The organism is Dysgonomonas reticulitermitis (assembly GCF_054601275.1).
Genome location: NZ_BAAHWU010000009.1, coordinates 17,980 through 39,011, shown reverse-complemented (window position 1 = coordinate 39,011; position 21,032 = coordinate 17,980). Strand labels below are relative to the sequence as shown.

Here is a 21,032-nt window from a genome sequence, read left to right as displayed (position 1 = left end):
ATGCGAACCATAGTCTATCTTGAATTTTTATAAGTTATCTTGAGTTTATTCCATAGGCATTCTGTTCTGATTTAAGATGTTTTACCGGTTTTGGAAATATGGTTTCTAATGTTTTATCTGTTATTTGTACGATATCCCCCTTTTTTGTTTTTATTTCGAGTAATCCGGTCGACTTGTCGATTACAGAAAAATTAACTTTGCCACCGCCTATCTTATAAATACTGAGATTATCCGTATTCATAGCTGTTTGTATGCGGCACAAACCTCCTTTTTCGCTTTTTATCTGTATAAATACTGTTTTCCCTCCTTCGCGTGATGCACTTATAAGAAAAGCGCCTTCTGTTCTGAAATTTATAAAAGATGCCTGAGGCCAATTCGCCGGTACAGCAGGAAAGATTCTTATTTTGCCATTCCATACTTGCAGGTAGAGATCTTGTAAAGATGCCGCTCCTGCTAAAGGTGTTTCTATGACAGGTCCTGTCTCTTTATACAGAGTGTTAGGCTGGATATATTTATCAATTAGCTTTTGTAATTGGATAACAGCCCTTTCACCGTCGCCCATCATCGAGTACATAGACGATGAACCTGTAAATGAATATCCTTGCAGATAGCTAGGCATACCTTGCCAGTGAGCTATGCTTTTAGAAATAAGCGCCCTATTCTCGGGCTGCTCCCAATTGATCAAATAAAGAGGATAAATCATCATCAGATGAGAATAATGTCGGTGAGAACTGGTTAGGTTGACATCTTCACCAATCATAAATCCTTTTTCAGAATCAGTGGGATAATTTACCAAATTGTCTTTAAAATCTTTCCAAGCAGAAGCTTTTTGGTCATTTAGCTTATATGCTTCATTTATGTCCAATAAAGTTTTCAGTCCCCATTGAAGTAAAGCCAAGTCGTAGTTACAGTCTTTCGCTGTTTTATATTCAGGAGAAGCAGTTTCCGGTAAATGATACTTTCCATCTTCTCTCTTTTCCTTTATATGCTCATAGTATGCAATACTTTTCTTTAAAAGAGGATAAAACCTGTTGAGCAGCTCATCCTTATCTTGCAAGTATGTACAGTATTGATAGTAATAAAGCAGTATCCACGTCATATTACCCACCTCGTACCCCTGTTTATTATTGGTATTGATGTTAAGCCGTGAATATAAATGATAACTCGTACTCCGTCCCATGACTATAGCATCTTTTCTCCATTCTTCAACCGGTACATTTTCAGACAGATGTTCCAAATTATCATTCAATGATTTCCATAGAGGCTCGGACATCTCTGCCCGGTTGGCCGTAAACAATGGAGAATAGGTTAATTGGACATTAAGGTTCATCCAGATTGCAGGCCATGGCGTTTTCTCCATTGCCCATGGTCCCTGAAGGTCTATAATATATTTGTCAGGACGAGTCAGGCAACCCAATTTGTATTGTTGTATCCAATAGAAACTTTCCATTTTTGCATTCCCAAAGGAAGCAAAGCTGGCAGGATAGTACGCATGCCACCATTGCTGATGACTGTTCTCCAATGAAGAGGATGTCTCCTTTGTAGCGCTGTCGATAGTTTCTTTAGCCTTGCTTATAGCCAGTTCTTCTGTATTTTCGTGAGAGATGGTTATCGTTATGCGTCGCGAGTTGCCATTCTTTGTCTCTAGCCAAGCTACGACATAAGTTTTTCCTCCCTTTAGATTTTGTACAGATAAATTGTATCTTCCCTCTGTATATATCTTAATATCCGGATTGGGGTTGTCGACATATGTTTGAGGGTAGCCCGGCGATCCGAATACGTAGCGGGGGCTGATTGCTTTTAAAGCTTTCCAATCCCAACGAAAGTTTGTTTCTTCGCCTTCAGTATTTGTTTCCAGTACAATAATATCTTTAGTTGCATGCACATAGCTTTTGAAGAATATTTTCCCTTTATCTGTTGAGATAGTTCCTGTTGTGGTTGCATCCCACAAACCGAGTCTCATATTTTCGGAGAGGACTGTGCCTACAGGTTTCATCAAAAAATAGCCGATCGGCAGTCTGGCTCCGTCATACAGGTTGCTGTATTGTGCCTTATTCGCGGACATTCTGCCTTCGGTTACATCTACTCTCCCTATATGGAACTTATAACTGTCTTCTTCTTTATAGATGCTATTGCCTAAAAGCCCGTTTCCCATTATGGCTCCTGCATAGTAGTCCGGAGTTATTTTATTCCAGACTAAATCATGTTGATTTAGAAACACTTTCCAATTTATATCTTGGGGTGTAATTGTCTTTTGTGCATGGAGTTCGTTAAAGAACAACATGGCTAAAAGAAGGATAATATAGGTTTTTAGAAAATTCCGTTTCATAACCTAGTACTTCTTATTGAGATTCTTATATCTGATCAGGGCTTCCAAGAAATAATAGTCGGCATAAACCAGAGGCTTGTCTATTTCTGACTTGTGCGGTATACTGCCAACACTATGCATCAACAAGAAGTCGGCATTAGCTCCTAATGGCGCTCTGTATGCAGGTGAAGCCAGATTGTGAAGCATTTTTATTGCATAATCGGTATACGATTGATTATTAGTATATTCAGCCAATTGGAAGAGTGCCGAACACACAATTGCTGCTGCCGAAGCATCTCTTAAATCTTTGCCCGGAAATTCTACCGCATAAGATTTACCTTCAGGTGTATATCCTTCCTGTCCTGCATTAAAGTCCCACAGAGGAACAAGGTCTTCCGGCAGGTTTTTAAGATAGACATCTGTCGCTTTAATGGCGGCGTCCAAAAATTTCTGATCTTTTGTTTCACGGTATACCATCGTGAACCCGTATATAGCCCATGCTTGTCCGCGCGACCACATCGAATTATCGCTGTATCCCTGACAAGTTGCCTGATCGAGAACTTTCCCTGTTATAGTATCGTAATTTACAACATGATATGTTGTGAAATCTTCTCTGAAATGGTTTTTAAGAGTAGACTCCGAGTGATTTACAGCTATGTCGTAATACTTTTTGTCTCCTGTTATTTTAGAAGCATAGAAAAGCATTTCTAGATTCATCATGTTATCTATAATTACCGGATAATACCACTCGGTTGTGTCGTTCCAGCTTTTTCGGTAGTTCCACGATTTTATAGTTTTTGTTTTGTCACTGTATCTGGTCGATAACGAATTAGCGCTTTCTATCAGTATGTCCTTATATTCGGGTTTTGGAGCTAGTCGTTCGGCGTTGCCATAACTACAGTACATCATAAAACCTAGGTCGTGGTGTCCGGTGAATGTTTTTAATGGCTCCAAGGACGCTGTCCATTTTTCGGCTTCATCTTTCCATTTATCTTCTCCTGTTAATTCGTATAGATACCATAACGATCCGGGGAAGAATCCCGGAGTCCAGTCGTACATGTTTGTTACAGCCAACTTACCGTTATTTTTCATGGTTCGGGGATAATTTTTGCCTGTTGGTTCCCCTACGGATTGTAGCATTTTATCCGTTTGCGCAGTCGCGAATTCGGTATTTTCTTTTATGAAATTCTCTTTTTCCTTGTTCTGGCAAGCAATTGCCAATGGAATTATAGTAAGTACAAGAAAAAGTGATTTAAGGCTTCTTAAATTCATTTTTATTAAGATTTAATGATAATTTTATATATTCCCCTGTTGCTTGTTTTTTTGGCATTCAATGATATTCTAAATACCTGATTGCCCCACACATTCGAGAGCCTGGTATCGTCCAGTTCTATTTTTTCCAATGTGGGATCGAAACTGTTTTTGTCGTACAGTAATTGATATATCTTGTTTTTTATGGCGATAGTAATTATCCCCGGCTGAGAGATATTTACTTCTCCCCATGTCATAAAGTTCAATTGATTTGCTGTCTGAGCATTTATTAAGTCAAAACTATCTTCTATTATGAGGCCATTTTTCGATAATTTGTAATTGCGTATCCATTTGTTTATTCCGGCTTCGATGGGATACGATTGTGAAATATCTAAAGAAAAAGTCTTTTTGTCCTTATCAGCTTTAAGATCTCCGGCTCTATATTTTTTTCCAAAACTTTGAGAAAATCCATTTATTCGCGGAAGGTTATGATAGTCGCTTTGCATTGTCCATATCGTATACCGTTCGCTGCTGAAAGTTTTTCGTGTATATGTTCCCACTCCTGCATCTATTAAAACAGGTTCGTTGTTTGCATATAATGAAAATGTTCCAATGTCATTGTGATTGTGGCTTTCGTCATTATAACCACCTTTGGCGGCAAAGAAAAAACTACCCTCGCTCATATAACAGAATTCAGTATCAGGATACCAGGTGAAAGGCGTCGGGATATGTACCGGATTGAACTTGTCTATTTCTTTTTCGGATGATAAATCGGCTAAAGTCCTGTACATATCGCGTGACAGAGCTGTTTTTCCCGGATATTCCTTTTTCAGATAAGAGGCAAATTGTTCCATCTCTGTACTTTTTACCATATTCCCGTAACGATATATCAATCGATAGTCGAAATTTCCTTTTGCTGAGGCATCGGCAAAATTTACGACCCATTTGTTTCCGACGTATGACCGTGATATATATTCACCCATATTCTTAATTACAGGATCTGAGAATATAGATATTTTGCCATCGGTGGCATCATACAGCGCCTGTAAATAATCGTACATTTTACCGGCAGCATGACCCCAATATGAAGGCCCTTCTTCACAAGCGCCATCATCATGGTTATAATTGATAAATTTATCGACAGAAACCATTGTCTTATATACCCCCCTGAGCAGGCGTTCCTTATCCTTTTCTACCAAAAGAAAGCATTGCAGTACGTTTGCATTACACCAAGGATTCCAGTTATTGACAAAGCCATCATCGGCCGTTACATTGGATGCCATCCACCAAAAACGGGTTTCGTTCAAATAGGGTGTTAATATGCGATTTTCAATTTCATAATGTAACCGTTCTGAAATGAGAGGGTTAATCTTGTCGAACTCTTTATTCAGGAAGTAATAGATCCAGGAAAAAGTTGCTCCTGTATCACCTGAAACAAGTTCAATGACATGATCTTCGAGCTTTGGGAACGATCCTTTAACACGTTGTAGAGACAGGTGAGCCGATATAGCCCATGATGTCATTTCACAAGTATGGAAGATTCCGTTCGATAATTGATCCATAAACCGGCCTTTTCCCTCGGCCATTTCTGCCATGAATAGAGATGATATAGCATTCAGGCTGCCGTTATGTATCTTTTCCATGTCGCTTCTGTTGCCGGTTCTGGTAAACTCTAGGTAGTCGGTTGCTTTAACTACTTTCCATTCGTAGTTAAGAAACTTTTCTCCTTGCCCGATGAAGAAACTTTTATTTTCACCCATGAGCTGATTCCAGCCGTTTCTGTCTGTATATCGAGGGTAACGTACCCATTTTTGATCTGTTATGAGTATATTTTCCAGTTTTGCCGGATCGGCAGCCTTCTGGAGTAGATCTCTTTCTTTATACGCGTGAACAGATAGACATATAAAGAGTAAACAGAATGTTAATACTTTTTTCATGCTTATTGTTTTATAGATTCATGATAGTCTTTTAAAAATGGCTTGCCACTCCATGCTTTTTGAGATGTCCACTCTTCGGCGGGAGAAGTCCAGAATTCATGGTCGGCAGATAATCCCAGAGGGAGAAATACTAGAGAAGTTATATATAAACTTCCTGCATTCGTATAATAATCGGCAAGGTTGGGTTGGTGTCCTACGAATCCGAGTTGCAGGTATCCTTCTTTGTTGTAATTGTCTTCATTGGAGAACAATCTTTTCATAACAGAGGTCAGAGCATTTCTCACCTGTCCGTTTGTCATGGTTTTGGGCAGACCATATTTCCATGCGGATAGCGACAGAGCTTGGAATGCCCCCATACGATAAGTCATGGAACGCCCTACTGCCGGAAAAGAGGCTTCCGGTGAAATCAATCGTTCTATCAATTGATTATATCGCTGCATACGTCTGAGAGCCAAGTCAAATTTCACAGGGCTATATATCTTCTTGTTCTCCATTACTTCTATTATTTCCACATACATTGGGTGCATTACATATCCGTTGTAGTAATCAAGTGAATATTCAGGTCCGTCGGCATACCATCCGTCGCCCAAATACCACTCATTTATTTTACGGATAGCAACATCCAGCACATATCCGTCATATTCTTCATCTATTGAAACTAAAAACGCTTCGATCATAGCTCTGAAAAGCAGCCAATTGTTATATGCCGGTGTTATCTTGCGCAGACTTTTAAATTCTTTTATATAGCGATCTTTAGTTACCTGATCGAGAGGTTCCCATAAAGCTTTCGGCGCACGGATAAAACTATTGGCTATATATGCGGCATCTACTAATACTTGGTTCGAACCTTTCCACAAAAGATAATCCGGATTATTGGGGTCTACTGCATTAGCATAGCTTTGTAAAGCCCATTCACGTATTTGTTTTCTTTGTTTGCCTTCGTTTGTATTATCATCCGCAAGATTGAGCCAGGGCGCAACGCCGGCTATCAAACGGCCGAATGCTTCCATATAAGCAACATTTTTGTTGCGTCCGTCCCATGTAGGACTGTATTCTACAACCATATTTTTCTTCAATTCACCTTTACTCATATTGCTAAGTATGGGTGCTGACATTTTATACAGCTGGCTTACCCAATAATCTCTGTCGTTTGCCGGAACTGTATTCTTTTTGTTTTGTGAAAAAATACTAGTACTGATGCATAAGCATATGACTAGAATTAAAATTTTTTGGATATTGGATTTCATAGTGTTGTTTGATTTTAGATAATTTGTTTTCCAAGTATAATTGTATACCCGAAGATAAGGGTTTTTATTAAAAAATTAAGCGATTAGATACCGTTAACCATAAGATACATTTACTCTTGATACAAAAGTAAATTGAAGTTTATACTGCAAGGGGTATTATTGTCCGACCAAGGGGGTAAAAATGTGTACCGAATGATTGTAGCCCACTTTGAGGACAATAATACCCCGGTTGATTTTTATATAATATCAATATTTGTACAGGAATTTTTAGATATCCTAATATATATAAATAGGAGATTAGTCTTATGTGGAAATACTCTCTATCTAATATTGCTTTTTTTGCTATTTTTTCACTTGAAAATTTGGCAGTTAACTCTATTTTACTAGAGAGAGAGAGAGAGAGAGAGAGAGAGAGAGAGAGTTATAATATACAAAAATATCTCCCTAATACAAAATTTTCTCTTTTTATTAGAGAAGATTCTGAGGAGTGCTTTTTTATTTATAAAATATCAAAGCCCTGTATTCCGATAGTTCAACCTATTCGGAATACAGGGCTTTTCTTATTGTTTAATGTATAATATAAACTAATGTGATGGACTGGAATTACCCCTATTAACCTTTTAATTAACTCATTATTTAAATTCTATGAAAGCAATGAAAATTAGATTTTTTTGCACTATAATGTGCATGTTCTTTCTTTTTATGGTTGCGCCGGTGAATTCATTTGCGACAGTAAATGAAGTATATCAGCAGTCGATAACCGTAAAAGGAAAAGTAACAGACAAGGACGGAGAACCTCTTCCCGGTGTTAGTATAATACTTAAAGGTACAACTACCGGTGTAATGACTGATGTAGATGGTAAATATTCGATAAATGTACCGAATAGTAATGCGACTCTGGTTATATCTTATATGGGATTTATACCGCAAGAACACAAGGTCGGTAATAATGTTACCCTTGACATAGTACTTGTTGAACAAAGTACAGACCTCGACGAAGTTGTTGTCGTAGGTTACGGTGTCCAGAAGAAGGTAAACTTGACAGGGTCGGTGGCCAGTATTGGGGCTGCTAAAATAGAAAGCAGGGCTGCCCCAAATCTTTCTGCGTCGCTGGCTGGTTTGGCGGCCGGAGTAAATGTTCGTCAAAGTTCAGGAAATCCCGGTTCCGATGGGGCCAATATCCGTATTCGCGGATTAGGAACATTTTCGAGCGATTATCGTGGCCCGATGGTGGTTGTGGATGGTGTTGAAAGCACCATGGATGCTGTGAATCCTAATGATGTGGAAACAATATCATTGCTGAAAGACGCTGCATCGGCGTCTATTTATGGTTCGCGCGGAGCTAATGGCGTAATACTGATTACAACTAAGAAAGGTAAACGCGATGCTACACCGACAATTACTTATTCGGGTATTTTATCGTCTGAATCGCCGAGTACCAAGCATAAGTTTCTCTGGGACTATGCCGAACACATGGACTTGTTGAATTTGGCTAATAGAACGGTCAATCCGGTCGCGCCGGCTATTTATGCCCAGGATGAAGTAGACGAGTGGCGCGCGGCCAAAAACGATCCTGACGGAATAAGCAAGTATGGCGTAGCCAATTGGCTGGCATATCCTAATACCGATTGGGCTGATGTGGCATTTGAAAACCGTTTTTCGCAAAATCACAACGTTTCGGCTATAGGGGGTAGCGCAAATACCAATTACCAGCTTTCGTTGGGTTATTTCAACAATCCCGGAGTTATGCAAAATACGGGTCTCGACCGCTATCAGATGCGTATTAATATGGAAAGCCAGATAACTAAATTCCTTAAAGTAGGAACACAAACCTTTGCTCTGCGGCAAGATAAGCAAGTAGGGGATCAAAGTACCGCCCTGACATACTTGTATCAGGTTATGGCAGGCGCTGTACCATACTACGATGGTAAATATGGCGGACAAACGGCGACTGCCGATCCTTCCACTACTAATAATCTATTGATGATGCTCAACAACCGCGATGGCAACCAACGGACATATCGCCTCAATACTTCATGGTTTGCATCAGTGAATATATTGGAAGGCCTGACGGCTGATGCTAAATTCAATTACCAAGCTCGTTTATACAATGAAGAACGCTATCCGGTAACTATTGACAGATATAACTTCCGGACGGGGCTTGTCGTAAACCAAGGCGCCAGAGAACCGGACGGAACTATTTACCGTAATTCGATTGAAGATTACCGTTATACAAGCAATTTATTGCTGAACTATTTTAGGACCTTTGGAGATCACAGCGTTAGCGGCCTCTTAGGGTATGAGCAGATGTATTACAACTACAAGGGTTTCAATGCGACAAAGAAAGGATTACTTGACATGTCCATGCATGACATTACTACTGCTTCTGATATGCAGGATATTGGTGGTGACTATGAGCGGGATTATGCGATGGTTTCCTATTTCGGACGGGCAAACTACGCGTACAAAGGCAAATATCTGTTTGAAGCCAATTTCCGCCGTGACGGAAGTTCACGTTTTTCATCCGAAAGCCGTTGGGGTACGTTCCCTTCTGTTTCTGCCGGATGGCGTATTTCGGAAGAAAGCTTTATGGAGTCTACAAAATCGTTTATGGACAACTTGAAACTGCGGGCATCCTGGGGTAAATTGGGTAACACCACTTCCGGATATTACGACTGGCAGGCTACTTATTCTAAGCAGAATAATTCGATTGGTGGTAGTATTGCTAATGGCTTGGTAGTGGGAAAAATAGCTAATCCATTATTGCAATGGGAAAATATCACTTCTTCAGAAGTGGGCTTGGATGCTTCATTATTGAAACAGCGGTTAAATCTGGAAGTAAACTTTTACAATAAATTGACTGAAGGTATTCTGACTACACCAGCCATTTACGCGACAATGGGTATGGCAACTGCTCCTACCAAGAACACTGCCGATATGCGAAATCGAGGTATAGAAGTTGCTCTGACATGGAGCCAAAAGATCAACGATTTTAGTTACTCGGCAACCGTCAATTTTGCCTATAACCAAAATGAGGTAGTAAAATATCTGGGCAAGATGAAAGAAGGTTTTGATGAGAATGGAACTTATGTAAGCAATATAGGGCAAGCGGCATCTATGAGTGGCAATAACATTGTTACCGAAGGCCATATGTATAACGAATATTTCCTGCGTCAGGTATATAAAGGAACAGGCGCTTATAAAAATGACGACGGCACGGTTAATATTAACGGCGGGCCTCGCGACGGCATGATACGTACACCGGAAGACCTGCAGTGGGTAAAAGATATGATCGCAGCAGGATATTCATTTAACGGACGGACATCAATCACAGCCAATGGATTGAATTATGGAGAGTTGATTATGGCAGATGTTAATGGCGACAAGAACTATGGCAACAGCTACGACCGTGCTTTCACAGGCAAGTCGGATGTTCCTAAATATACGCTCGGATTTACGGCCAGCGCTTCGTGGAAGGGTTTCGACCTGAATATGACCTGGGCAGGGAATCTCGGCATGTACTATTACCTGCGCGAAAGAGGTATCAACCAAACCAATGTGTCGATGGGAAATGTATTGCCTGCCAATGCACGCAGTATGTTCTACTATTATAACGAAGCCGATCCGAACGATCCGAACAATAATATCAATGGATCTGATCCTAGGATGTTATACAGCAGTGATGGTACTTATATTGCCAGTGATTTTTATCTGTATGACGCATCGTATTTTAAGCTTAAATTTTTGCAATTGGGATACACTTTTCCTAAATTAATGACTTCCAAACTTTATATTAATAAGCTACGTCTGTTTGTTAGTGGCGAAAACTTGTTGACTTTCACTAAATATCCGGGTATGGATCCTGAAATCGGAGGAAGCGTCAATGTTTATCCGATCTCTAAGGTAATTTCCGGGGGTATCAATATAACATTCTAATACATAAAAAACAGAAAGATCATGAAAATGAAAAAATATATAGCCATAGTCGCTTTATGCTGCGGATTTGCGTCCTGTACGGATATACTCGACACAGCGCCTTATGATCAGGTTGCGACAAGCACCATGTGGACCACAGAAAATCTAACGGATATGGGAATGAACGGTGTTTATGCCAATCTGCGTAACTGGGGAATCTATGGAACCAGCCTTAATACCGCTTCCGATCAGAACAGCAACGGTATGGGACAGTGGGCTTATGAAATATTGGGGCCGTTAGGTGAATCTCATAATGTCGCCGACTTTTTGAGTGGCAGCTTAAACCCGAGGAGCGGTAATGTAAATAACTTATGGAAACGTCTCTACGAAGGTATTCATCGCGCTAATGACGCTATTACTAATATTCCGGCGCTATCTCCTTGTTCAGAAGAAAAGAAAGCGTGCCTGGTAGCCGAAGCTAGGTTTTTGCGGGCTTTCCACTACTATCGCTTAAATGAACTGTGGCATGGCGTTCCTTATTATGACGTTCCTATCAGGGTTGAAGAATGTATCAAAGGACAGGAAACAGAAGAATTTATATGGGGAAAGATTCTTGAAGACCTGACTGCTTGTATCAACGAACCGAATCTACCTAATATCGATATCAAAGGTGGACGCGTAACCAAAGGCGCTGCCTACGCCTTGCGTGGTAAAGTATATATGCAGCAGAAGAAATGGCCTGAAGCCGCCGCTGATTTTGATAAAGTCGGCCAATGTGGTTACAAGCTTTTCATGGGTGATTACAAAGCCTTGTTTACGGCTGCCAACGAGCGCTGCGAGGAAATGATATTCAGTGTGCAAAATGTAGCGACAAGCGGTTATGGAAGCATCTCTCAGAAATATCTGGGAACCCGTTCGGCGCAGGGTAGTTGCTGGGGCGATCACCAGATAACGCCTTATGCTGTGGAACTGTATGAAAATGCTGACGGTACGCCTTTCAATTGGGACGACTATCTGCCCGGATACTCTTCTTTGTCGCGTGCAGAAAGAGAAGTATATTTTCTGCGCGACACATTGAAAAACGGGTCACAAATTATTACAGTTTACAACAAAAACGAAACTACGGGCGTTACAACAGTAAGTTATCCCGTTAGTGCCGTCGTAAGAGCAAGGCTTGCTACTATGCCTTCTCATATAGCTTCGCTTTATTTGCCGGAAGGCAATGAGGCGCGAATACGCACTGCTTACGACAACCGTGATCCGCGACTTGAGAAAAATGTTATTACGCCATATTCTCAATTCAGAGGTACAGGGCTTAACAGCACGGAATTTACTTACACCTATCGCTGGCCGTATTGCGCAAACGCCACTCTACAAGGAAATGTACAGCCGGTTGCCATCGGCGACTTTCAACCTGATTATACGCCAAATTATTTGTACCACCAGCGCAAGTTTGTATATGAAGGATATAATCCTGCTTTCGTTCGCGAATACGGCGACATCGACGATCCGCTCATCCGATATGCCGATGTGCTGTTGATGTGGGCCGAAGCGTTGATTGAGCAGAATGACCTTAGCGGCGCGATGGCAAAAGTAAAACAGGTGCGCGACCGTGTAGGCATAACTACATTATCAGCTAATTTTGCAGATCAAGACAAGGCCCGTAAATACGTGCGCGACGAACGTCGTCGCGAGATGTTGGGCGAAGGCGGCGCATACTTCGACGAATTGCGCTGGGGGACGCTCAAAGAATCCAAGTATACAGCGCCGACAGGTGATGTAGCGCAGCACAAGCAAATTTGGGGTATTCTCGGACGTGGAGCGAATTTCCGGTGGCCTGATGTATATAGTGGGAATAAGATGATTTGGCCAATCCCAGGCGGAGAAATTGAAATGAATCCAAACCTGCAACATACTCCTGGTTGGACATACTAAAACAGGTGAAGTAAATTGATAAGTTTAATTAGGTAATTTTGAAAAAGCCACAAAGACAGGGGAAGCTTTGTGGCTTTTTCTTTTTATATTATTGCACAATTCAAATTTTTGCATTTACTTTGTTTTTCAAAGTGAATAGTATGAATACAAATCTGGAAGATATAAAGCATATCCGTTCGATGATGGAGCGGTCTAGTAAATTTCTGTCACTAAGTGGTATGTCCGGGGTATCTGCCGGGCTTTTTGCTCTTGTTGGCGCCGGGGTAGGGCATTTGATCCTGAAAAATGAATTTTCAATAACAGGAAACCTGTTATACGATTTCATTATATTGGCTATTGCCATTCTTGTGTTAGCAGCTTCCGCCGGCTTTTTCTTTTGCTTGAGAAAGGCTAAGAAGAACGGGGCCAAACTGTGGATGCCGGTTACACAACAAATAGTTAAGGATTTTTCGATACCGATGATAGCCGGTGGTATCTTTTGTGTGATCCTGATATATCAGCATGCTATCCGGATGGTAGCACCCTCGATGCTTATATTTTATGGGTTGGCGCTCATATATGCCGGATCGCGGACGTATCGCGATATTAGGATACTTGGGGCATGTGAAATCTTATTGGGCTTAATAGCGGGGATATTTATATATAATGGATTGTTGTTCTGGTCTATTGGCTTTGGCGTTTTGCATATAGTGTATGGCATTGTAATTTATTACAAATATGACATGAAATCTGCTAAAAACGGTTGATTATGAAAGATATTATTTCAGGATTGAATAAAGTCTTTGATAGCCGTGTGCGATTAGGGATTATGTCGATATTGATGGTAAATGATAGTGTGGATTTCAATACTATGAAAGAATTGCTGGAGGTGACCGATGGAAACTTAGCCAGTCATCTGAAAGCTCTCGAAAAAGAAGGAATCATAGACGTTAAGAAGCAATTTATTGGGCGAAAACCGAACACATCCTATGATGTAACTCCCTATGGTGATGAATTGTTCAAAAAACATATAGATGCTCTTGAGAAATTAATTAACCCTTTGGCATAATTTTTTTATTTATATACTTTGAAATTCAAAGAACTTTTAATATATTAATCATTATGAAAGCAAAATTTGGTGTAAACACAGACACGATTCTGGTAAAAGTTATTGTTGTAGCTGTTCTGGTTGTTATAATGCTATTCCCTATTAATATGGTCAGATTATTGATAGAAGAGCGGGAAGATAGTCAAAAAGCCGTACAGAGCGAGATTAGTCAAAAAATGGGCGGTGTTCAGCGTATTACGGGACCTGTACTGGTCTTACCTTATCTGACGGAGGCTAATAAAATTAGTTATTCTTATTATTTGCCTGACGATTTTCGTGTGGATGGAGATATTAATACAGAGGCAAGAAAGCGGACTATGTATAAATCTCTTGTCTATCAGTCGAATCTGCATATAAAAGGCAGTTTTTCTCTTCCCAATTTCGATAGACTGGATATAAAACAAGAGCAAATCCAGTGGGAAGAAGCCTTCTTTTTGTTGGGAATACCATATCTGCAAGGGATAAAAAATAAAATGGTATTCAACCTGAATGGAAAAGATTTTGATATACAGCCGGGAATTAAGAGTAATACTGTTATCGATTCGGGGCTTACAGTCAATGTTCCTATCGATTCTTCTGTATCTAAATTTGATTTTAGCTTCGACTTAGTGTTGAATGGAAGTGAGGGCTTATATATTACTCCTGTTGGCAAACAAAATAAGATTCATTTAAAGTCACCATGGGAAACTGTCTCTTTTTCAGGAGATTTTCTTCCGGTAGAGAAAACCATAGGTAAAGAGGGATTTGATGCCCGGTGGGATGTATTTGATTACAACCGTAATTATGTGCAAATGTGGGTCGGAAATAATGACATCTTGAAACAGGCATCTTTAGGGGTAGAGTTCAAATATCCCGTAGATCAATATCAAATGACAATGCGGTCTGTAAAATATGCTATTATATTTATCGTACTCACATTTGTTGTATTTTTCTTAGTCGAACTGCTAAGCCGTAAGCGTATTCATCCGGTACAGTATTTACTTGTCAGCTGTGCTCTTGTATTATTTTATACCTTATTACTGGCTATATCGGAGCATTTGGGCTTTGGACCAGCTTATCTCGTCTCGGCATTTGCTACTGTAACTCTTATCACATCTTATTCCACAACAATGTTTAGAAGTATAAAACAGGCTTGTATGATGGGTGGTTTCTTGACTATACTTTATATATACCTGTATATCATATTGCAGTTGGAAAATATGGCCCTGTTATTTGGCGCAGTCGGGTTATTTATAGCATTGGCCATCGTAATGTTTGCTTTGCGTAATGTCGATTGGTACAAGAGAAAAGAAATACCCTTATCAGACGTTGAAGATGATCCGAAAAATAAAATAGATGATTATATGCCGTAATATTGTAACATTTTTGTTTTTTACCCGTCATATAATATAAGAGCCTGTTTAAATTTTACCAAAACATTTTATTATAGCTCTTTTTTCGTTCATTTTCAGTCTCTTTTTATCTGATTTTTCCCTTTCTTCAGCTTGAATAGCCCGCTATTCGCGCTTCAGAAAAGAAAAAATCATTCTAAAAATAGTTCTGAAAATCGGAACGAATAAAATTTAAACAGGTTCTAAAAGAATCTAATTGATAATTGATACTTCATACAAATACTATTCAAAAGACACTTATCTGAGATGGATAGGTGTCTTTTTTTTATAATATTTTTTTATATCTTTGTCTTTGTCTTAAGACTTAAACAACTATGCGAATGATAAGAAATGTCAATGTCAGTACATTACTGTATTGTCTTATTGTGCCAATATTGTTTTGCCCGTTATTGGCATCATGTGGCCTGTTTGACAAAGAATTGAAGCAGGATCAGCATATTGAAACATATCGGCGTCAATTGAATCGTGTGGAAGATAGTTTAAATATCCCTGTCGATCGAATCAGGGCGTTTAAAACTATTGTCCGGTTAATAGAAGATGATAAAGATCTTATTACTCTTCGTAAGAAAAATATGCTACTTATAGATGCCAATAATTACATCAGCAATGAATTTGTACATATAAAGAATTATACTAAGGCGTTGGAATATAGTAATATCTCGATAAATTTAGATTCCGCTAATGCAAAAGGTTATTTTAATAGAGGCTGTATTTACCAGACAATGGATAAAGACAGTTTAGCCATATTGGATTATGTACGTGCAATTAAGATCGACACCAACTATGCCGATGCTTATTATAATCGAGGGATAATTTACGAGAAATCAAACAGGTATCAGGAAGCCTTGAATGATTACAACAAAGCTGTAAAACAACAACCGTCTTATCTGGCTGATATATATAATAATAGAGGTAATGTATATCTGGCGTTGAAAGATTCGTCTAAAGCGTTGAGCGATTATAGTAAAGTCTTGGATCTGGATACCACAAACATAAATGCTTACTCGAATAGGGCTGGTTTGTACATCAAGCAAAAAGAGTTGGATAAGGCCTTAGATGATTGCAATAGAGGGCTGAATATCGATTCTTCATTTGTCCGGCTTTATAGGCAGAGAGCAAACATCTATGAGTTGAAAAAGAATTACGAAGAGGCTGTTGATGATTACGAAAGAGTTTTGGCTCTCGATCATAGCGATACGTATAAGGTTCATGATGCTATAAGAAGATTACGCTTACTGACAAAGAAACGAGACTAATCATTTTCAATTAGTTAATCATAATAAAAGAGGATATATCGCAATGATATATCCTCTTTTATTATGATTGTCGTCGTATCAATTATTTTTTACGGATTACTTCCCCTTTAATATTTACTTTATATATAGCATCGGGTACATTTGTGAATATAGTTACATCCTTGTTAAATACACCGGGACGTCCCACTGTTGAATAAGTCACTTTAATTGTACCTGTCTTTCCCGGAAGTACGGGTTCATTTGTGTATTCAGGTGTCGTACATCCACAACTGGCTTGTACACGCTGAATAATTAAAGGTGCTTTGCCTACATTTTTGAACGTAAACTCAGTACTTACTGTACCGGCGCTTTCTTCTATTTTACCAAAATCATGAACTTCTTTTGTAAATTCAGCTTTAGGGGCGTTTTTATTAACGGTGGTTGTTTGTGCTAGCATAAAATTAGCAGATAGAACCAAAGCAAATAGTATAAAACCAATCTTTTTCATATTTTATAATACCTAAAATTTGTCCGTAAAAATATTGTTGTGCTAAACTTGTAGTAATTAGCGTACAAATGTAAGAATAAAAATAACTACTTGTTAAAATATATTGTTTTTTTATATTTTTCTAAGTCTTTTTACATGAACGAAAATTGGAAGAATTCATTTCAAATGGTAAGATCAAATCAAACCTTCGGGCAGATTTAAATAGATAATTTTCTTTTTTGCATCTATTTTTTCAATAAAGACTTCTGTAGCAGGAATGATTAGTTCTTCCGTGCCGTTCTTGATAAGGAAAAGAGTATTGATTGTTTTTTCGTCTACCTCTTCAATCTTTCCGAGGGCTCCATGCACTTTGTCTATCACTGAAAATCCGATAAAGAAATTCCACGAATACTCTATGTCGTTTTCCTCCTCTTCTTCATAGAATTTGCGGGGAAAATATATATCGAGACCAGCCAAACGCTGAGCTTTGTCTTCATTGTCAATATCTTCGAACAGAATTAAGGCAGTTTCTTTTCCTTTGAAACGATATTCTTCGATGAAGAAAGGCACTAATATGCCATCAATGTCGCATATCAGATAAGGGCAGTCTACCCGGTCGAATACATCATTTTCGAAAGCGAAGCTTATTTCACCTTTTATTCCGTGAGGTTTGGTCAGCTTCCCGATTTTAAACACTTCGCTTTCTTTTATCATCCGTTATTTTTTCTTTTGCTGATTCTTTTTACCTGTATTATTGTTATTATTTCGTTGTCCCAGGTCTTTCATTTCGGGCAGTTTAATATCCGAGTTGCGAATATCTATTTTGCCTTTCGACAATTCATACATGTCGATGAATATTTTCTGGTCGTCCACTTCCTTATTCCATTGTATGTATGATTTTTTCATATGAGTGGCAACAAGCAAAATAAACTGTTCCTTTTCTTTCGAATCTTCGACGGTAGTCGCTAATTTGATCATTTTTTCGAGAGTTTTACCATAATGGCGATACTCCATGTCAGGGCGGCTATATTCTATTTTTTGGGGCTTTAAATATAAATCTTCTTTTTTGAGAACTTCGTAAGGATAATCAATGTCAAGTTTAAAATCGGACATGATAGCCAGATGATCCCACAATATATGTTTGAAATCGTTTACATCGCGCAAATGCGGAAACATGTTCCCCATAATGGTAATAATGGTATTTGCACAGCGTTTGCGTTCATTCCGGTTCGATATTGTAAGACAATAGTCTACCATATTTTGTATATTCCTCCCGTACTCGGGAAGAGCCAGTTTTTTTAATTGGGTGTTATATTCCATCTAAATTTTAGAGTTATGAATTTTTTAATTATTGATACGGGGTTAGCAAAATGCCAGAATGTGCTGTTTCGAGCCTGTGGTTTTATAATTCAGCCTGCATCCTATACTAACGAAAAGCAAAGATATACTTTTCATTTGAATCCTTAAAATCATGTGCATAAAATTAATTATGATACTAACCTGAATATTTATTAATATTCTTTTTTGAAAGGAAATCATTCATTTATAAAGTTTTTAAACACAAACGGTCATTTTCTTCCCGATACTATATCTTATTTCTTTAAAAAGATGTATTTTTGTTTAGAACCTGTTTAAATTTTATTCGTTCCGATTTTTTATAAATGGATAATTCAAAATTAAAAGAACAAGTCAGAAACGAGTTTACAGAATATTTAAGTCTGCACAAGCATCGTAAGACACCTGAAAGATATGCTATTCTGGAACATATTTATTCTACGAAAGGGCATTTCGATATGGAATCACTTTATAATTCCATGACCGAATCAGGGTTCAGGGTTAGCAGAGCCACGCTATACAATACGATAGAGTTACTTTTGGATTGCGCATTGGTTGTGAAACACCAGTTTGGAGCCAATGTCTCACAATATGAAAGAGCTTATGGGAATGAAAATCACGACCATCTGATTTGTTTGAGCTGTGGAGAAGTAAAAGAATATAAAAACGCGAATCTTTTTACAGCTACACAGCAAAGAAAACTTCAGCGCTTCAGAGTTAGTTATTACAGCATGTATATATATGGTATCTGTAATAAGTGCGTCCGGGCAAAGGCTGCCGAAGAAAAAAAGAAAAAGAAAACAGAAAATACTAATATCCGAATTAACAAGAAAAAATGAAAGTAGATGTATTGCTAGGGTTGCAATGGGGCGACGAAGGGAAAGGTAAGATTGTAGATGTATTAACCCCCAAATACGAAATTGTAGCCAGATTTCAAGGTGGCCCTAATGCCGGTCACACACTCGAATTTGAAGGTAAGAAATATGTCCTCCGGTCTGTTCCTTCGGGTATCTTTCAAGGTGACAAAATCAACATCATAGGAAATGGCGTTGTTCTTGATCCGGCATTATTTAAAGGAGAAATAGAAGCATTAGAATTGTCAGGACACAAGTTGAGAGATCGACTGCTTATATCAAAGAAAGCTCACCTTATACTTCCTACCCATCGTTTGTTAGATGCCTGTTATGAAGCATCAAAAGGCGATTCCAAGATAGGAACTACAGGCAAAGGCATAGGACCTGCGTATACAGATAAAATTAGCCGTAATGGCTTACGCATAGGAGATCTTCTCCATAACTTCGATGAAAAATACAAATTAGCGACAGAAAAACATCTGAAAATACTTAACCAATACGGATTCGATACATCAGCTTTTGCCGGAATAGAGGAAGAATGGTTTGCAGGTGTAGCTAAACTGAAAGAGTTCACTTTTATCGATAGTGAGCACTATATAAACAATGCCATAAAACAAGAAAAAAAAATTCTCGCGGAAGGAGCTCAGGGAACAATGCTCGATATAGACTTCGGTTCTTATCCTTTCGTAACCTCCTCGAATACAATTGCGGCAGGAGCATGTACCGGACTGGGAGTCGCCCCTTGCAAAATAGGTGAAGTATTTGGTATATTCAAAGCGTATTGTACCCGTGTAGGTAGTGGTCCGTTTCCTACAGAGCTTTTTGACCAGACGGGAAAAAAGCTCCGCGAATATGGCTTTGAATTTGGGTCGGTAACAGGACGGCCTCGTCGCTGCGGATGGATTGACCTTGTAGCTTTGCGTTATGCGATTATGGTGGATGGCGTTACTCAACTGATTATGATGAAGAGTGATGTACTGGATTCTTTTGAAACAATAAAGGCGTGTGTATCGTATGAAATAAATGGCGAAAAAGTGTCTGATTTCCCTTTCGAGGCAGACGATAATATCAAGCCTGTATATGTGGAGATGAAAGGCTGGCAAACAGATATGACAAAAATGCAGGAAGAAAAGGAATTTCCGAAGGAGTTTGGCGATTATATAGCATTCCTGGAAAAAGAGCTGGGTATTCCTATCTCTATTGTCTCATTAGGGCCAGACAGGGCTCAAACTATAATCAGAAAATAGAATGATTATCCGCAATTATACCTGTATATTGGTCAATTTTTTGATTTTCAATCATATAAAATATAGAAAGAAATGAAAGCAAACATTGAAAAATTATTAAATGAAATCGGGAATGATCGGCACAGTTTGTGTGATTTAATAATGCATTACGGTAATCCCGAAGAAATCGAAATGGAAGATTGGTGGAATGCCCCAATAGAAGTGTTACAAGGCAATCTTCGCAAAAATGTTAAACCCGAAGACAAAAAAGACCTTATTCGTTTGGCTATGGGTGTGGGTGCAATAGAATATGATGAATCCAAAATATCAGAATACTAACACAATGAAGAAATGAGAATACGATTCTTAACACTAATTCTACTATTTTTTTTACTTGTTTCTCCCTCTCATGCACAACAAGACAGTATTAAGTCGAATAAGAACGTAGAAGCACATGATAGTATTTTACAACTTGAAATACCTATTTATAAATTATTTCCAACGGAAAACTATTGGACTTTTATTAAATTAGATACTCGAAATGGGAAAATGTGGCAGATACATTTTACAATATCAAACGATGACTATGAAGGTGAACTAATATTAAATTCTCGTTCTCTTGTATGGACAGAAAAAGATGAAATCAACGGAAGATTTACTCTTTATCCTACGAAAAATATGTACAATTTCCTATTATTTGACCAAATAAGTGGTCGAACATATCAAGTACAATGGAATAATGATAGCAATAAGAGGTTTGTTACTCCGATTTTTTAGTTTTATCAATAATCATTTTAGTTGGTTGCGTTTGAAAGTTGAGTTTG

At 38.6% G+C, this 21,032-nt stretch carries 17 protein-coding genes; 10 read left to right on the top strand and 7 right to left on the bottom strand.

What is annotated here, in order from left to right:
- Positions 1-34 precede the first annotated feature (34 nt).
- Genes ACYPZI_RS06075 through ACYPZI_RS06060 form a run of 4 tightly spaced genes read right to left on the bottom strand, consistent with a single transcriptional unit; the run spans position 35 to position 6,743 of the window.
- Positions 35-2,329, bottom strand: coding sequence for a glycosyl hydrolase family 95 catalytic domain-containing protein (locus ACYPZI_RS06075; protein ID WP_459599649.1), 2,295 nt, complete (start codon positions 2,327-2,329; stop codon positions 35-37).
- A 3-nt stretch (positions 2,330-2,332) separates the two neighbouring features.
- Entirely contained in the window at positions 2,333-3,580 is a 1,248-nt protein-coding gene (locus ACYPZI_RS06070; protein WP_459599647.1) for a glycoside hydrolase family 88 protein, read from the bottom strand.
- A 5-nt stretch (positions 3,581-3,585) separates the two neighbouring features.
- Positions 3,586-5,496, bottom strand: a complete 1,911-nt coding sequence (locus tag ACYPZI_RS06065) for a heparinase II/III family protein (RefSeq protein WP_459599645.1) — start codon at positions 5,494-5,496, stop codon at positions 3,586-3,588.
- Between the two features lie 2 nt (positions 5,497-5,498).
- Positions 5,499-6,743 (bottom strand): DUF2264 domain-containing protein, encoded by a 1,245-nt coding sequence (locus tag ACYPZI_RS06060; RefSeq protein ID WP_459599643.1) that lies wholly within the window; start codon positions 6,741-6,743, stop codon positions 5,499-5,501.
- 654 nt (positions 6,744-7,397) lie between these two features.
- On the opposite strand from ACYPZI_RS06060, the gene ACYPZI_RS06055 reads away from it, so the two are divergent.
- The 6 genes from ACYPZI_RS06055 (at position 7,398) to ACYPZI_RS06030 (ending at position 16,327) form a co-directional block, all read left to right on the top strand.
- The gene (locus ACYPZI_RS06055) at positions 7,398-10,679 is read left to right on the top strand and encodes a SusC/RagA family TonB-linked outer membrane protein (protein ID WP_459599641.1); all 3,282 of its coding nucleotides are present in this window, start codon (positions 7,398-7,400) and stop codon (positions 10,677-10,679) included.
- A gap of 21 nt (positions 10,680-10,700) precedes the next feature.
- On the top strand, positions 10,701-12,593 hold the full coding sequence (locus tag ACYPZI_RS06050) for a RagB/SusD family nutrient uptake outer membrane protein (protein WP_459599639.1): 1,893 nt from the start codon (positions 10,701-10,703) through the stop codon (positions 12,591-12,593).
- A gap of 140 nt (positions 12,594-12,733) precedes the next feature.
- Positions 12,734-13,339, top strand: coding sequence for a hypothetical protein (locus ACYPZI_RS06045; RefSeq protein WP_459599637.1), 606 nt, complete (start codon positions 12,734-12,736; stop codon positions 13,337-13,339).
- 2 nt (positions 13,340-13,341) lie between these two features.
- The gene (locus ACYPZI_RS06040) at positions 13,342-13,641 is read left to right on the top strand and encodes a winged helix-turn-helix domain-containing protein (protein ID WP_459599635.1); all 300 of its coding nucleotides are present in this window, start codon (positions 13,342-13,344) and stop codon (positions 13,639-13,641) included.
- A 53-nt stretch (positions 13,642-13,694) separates the two neighbouring features.
- A complete protein-coding gene (gene creD, locus ACYPZI_RS06035) occupies positions 13,695-15,032 on the top strand; it encodes a cell envelope integrity protein CreD (protein ID WP_459599633.1) in 1,338 nt (445 codons plus the stop codon).
- 359 nt (positions 15,033-15,391) lie between these two features.
- Positions 15,392-16,327, top strand: a complete 936-nt coding sequence (locus tag ACYPZI_RS06030) for a tetratricopeptide repeat protein (protein WP_459599631.1) — start codon at positions 15,392-15,394, stop codon at positions 16,325-16,327.
- A gap of 82 nt (positions 16,328-16,409) precedes the next feature.
- Here the strand turns inward: ACYPZI_RS06030 and ACYPZI_RS06025 are convergent, their stop codons facing one another.
- The 3 genes from ACYPZI_RS06025 to ACYPZI_RS06015 form a co-directional block, all read right to left on the bottom strand.
- Positions 16,410-16,814 (bottom strand): DUF1573 domain-containing protein, encoded by a 405-nt coding sequence (locus tag ACYPZI_RS06025; protein ID WP_459599629.1) that lies wholly within the window; start codon positions 16,812-16,814, stop codon positions 16,410-16,412.
- 174 nt (positions 16,815-16,988) lie between these two features.
- Positions 16,989-17,507, bottom strand: coding sequence for a ribosome maturation factor RimM (gene rimM / locus ACYPZI_RS06020; protein WP_459599627.1), 519 nt, complete (start codon positions 17,505-17,507; stop codon positions 16,989-16,991).
- Between the two features lie 3 nt (positions 17,508-17,510).
- Positions 17,511-18,113, bottom strand: a complete 603-nt coding sequence (locus ACYPZI_RS06015) for a DUF4290 domain-containing protein (RefSeq protein ID WP_459599625.1) — start codon at positions 18,111-18,113, stop codon at positions 17,511-17,513.
- A gap of 341 nt (positions 18,114-18,454) precedes the next feature.
- Here ACYPZI_RS06015 and ACYPZI_RS06010 point away from each other — a divergent pair, with 341 nt between their 5' ends.
- The 4 genes from ACYPZI_RS06010 (at position 18,455) to ACYPZI_RS05995 (ending at position 20,985) form a co-directional block, all read left to right on the top strand.
- Positions 18,455-18,967 (top strand): Fur family transcriptional regulator, encoded by a 513-nt coding sequence (locus tag ACYPZI_RS06010; RefSeq protein ID WP_459599623.1) that lies wholly within the window; start codon positions 18,455-18,457, stop codon positions 18,965-18,967.
- Positions 18,964-20,229: an adenylosuccinate synthase gene (locus ACYPZI_RS06005; protein WP_459599621.1), complete on the top strand. Its 1,266-nt coding sequence runs from the start codon at positions 18,964-18,966 to the stop codon at positions 20,227-20,229. The genes ACYPZI_RS06010 and ACYPZI_RS06005 overlap by 4 nt, the downstream gene beginning before the upstream one ends.
- 72 nt (positions 20,230-20,301) lie before the next feature.
- Complete coding sequence (locus tag ACYPZI_RS06000; RefSeq protein WP_459599619.1) at positions 20,302-20,547, top strand: hypothetical protein; 246 nt, start codon at positions 20,302-20,304, stop codon at positions 20,545-20,547.
- A gap of 12 nt (positions 20,548-20,559) precedes the next feature.
- Positions 20,560-20,985 (top strand): hypothetical protein, encoded by a 426-nt coding sequence (locus ACYPZI_RS05995; protein WP_459599618.1) that lies wholly within the window; start codon positions 20,560-20,562, stop codon positions 20,983-20,985.
- Positions 20,986-21,032: the final 47 nt, after the last annotated feature.

What these genes read in the sequence shown, in the direction of transcription:
- ACYPZI_RS06010 (WP_459599623.1), top strand. Translation starts at nt 18,455, where the DNA reads ATGGATAATTCAAAATTAAAAGAACAAGTCAGAAACGAGTTTACAGAA.
- rimM (WP_459599627.1), bottom strand. Translation starts at nt 17,507, where the DNA reads ATGATAAAAGAAAGCGAAGTGTTTAAAATCGGGAAGCTGACCAAACCT.
- ACYPZI_RS06045 (WP_459599637.1), top strand. Translation starts at nt 12,734, where the DNA reads ATGAATACAAATCTGGAAGATATAAAGCATATCCGTTCGATGATGGAG.
- ACYPZI_RS06000 (WP_459599619.1), top strand. Translation starts at nt 20,302, where the DNA reads ATGAAAGCAAACATTGAAAAATTATTAAATGAAATCGGGAATGATCGG.
- creD (WP_459599633.1), top strand. Translation starts at nt 13,695, where the DNA reads ATGAAAGCAAAATTTGGTGTAAACACAGACACGATTCTGGTAAAAGTT.
- ACYPZI_RS06070 (WP_459599647.1), bottom strand. Translation starts at nt 3,580, where the DNA reads ATGAATTTAAGAAGCCTTAAATCACTTTTTCTTGTACTTACTATAATT.
- ACYPZI_RS06015 (WP_459599625.1), bottom strand. Translation starts at nt 18,113, where the DNA reads ATGGAATATAACACCCAATTAAAAAAACTGGCTCTTCCCGAGTACGGG.
- ACYPZI_RS06055 (WP_459599641.1), top strand. Translation starts at nt 7,398, where the DNA reads ATGAAAATTAGATTTTTTTGCACTATAATGTGCATGTTCTTTCTTTTT.
- ACYPZI_RS05995 (WP_459599618.1), top strand. Translation starts at nt 20,560, where the DNA reads ATGAGAATACGATTCTTAACACTAATTCTACTATTTTTTTTACTTGTT.
- ACYPZI_RS06050 (WP_459599639.1), top strand. Translation starts at nt 10,701, where the DNA reads ATGAAAATGAAAAAATATATAGCCATAGTCGCTTTATGCTGCGGATTT.
- ACYPZI_RS06025 (WP_459599629.1), bottom strand. Translation starts at nt 16,814, where the DNA reads ATGAAAAAGATTGGTTTTATACTATTTGCTTTGGTTCTATCTGCTAAT.
- ACYPZI_RS06075 (WP_459599649.1), bottom strand. Translation starts at nt 2,329, where the DNA reads ATGAAACGGAATTTTCTAAAAACCTATATTATCCTTCTTTTAGCCATG.
- ACYPZI_RS06040 (WP_459599635.1), top strand. Translation starts at nt 13,342, where the DNA reads ATGAAAGATATTATTTCAGGATTGAATAAAGTCTTTGATAGCCGTGTG.
- ACYPZI_RS06005 (WP_459599621.1), top strand. Translation starts at nt 18,964, where the DNA reads ATGAAAGTAGATGTATTGCTAGGGTTGCAATGGGGCGACGAAGGGAAA.
- ACYPZI_RS06030 (WP_459599631.1), top strand. Translation starts at nt 15,392, where the DNA reads ATGATAAGAAATGTCAATGTCAGTACATTACTGTATTGTCTTATTGTG.
- ACYPZI_RS06060 (WP_459599643.1), bottom strand. Translation starts at nt 6,743, where the DNA reads ATGAAATCCAATATCCAAAAAATTTTAATTCTAGTCATATGCTTATGC.
- ACYPZI_RS06065 (WP_459599645.1), bottom strand. Translation starts at nt 5,496, where the DNA reads ATGAAAAAAGTATTAACATTCTGTTTACTCTTTATATGTCTATCTGTT.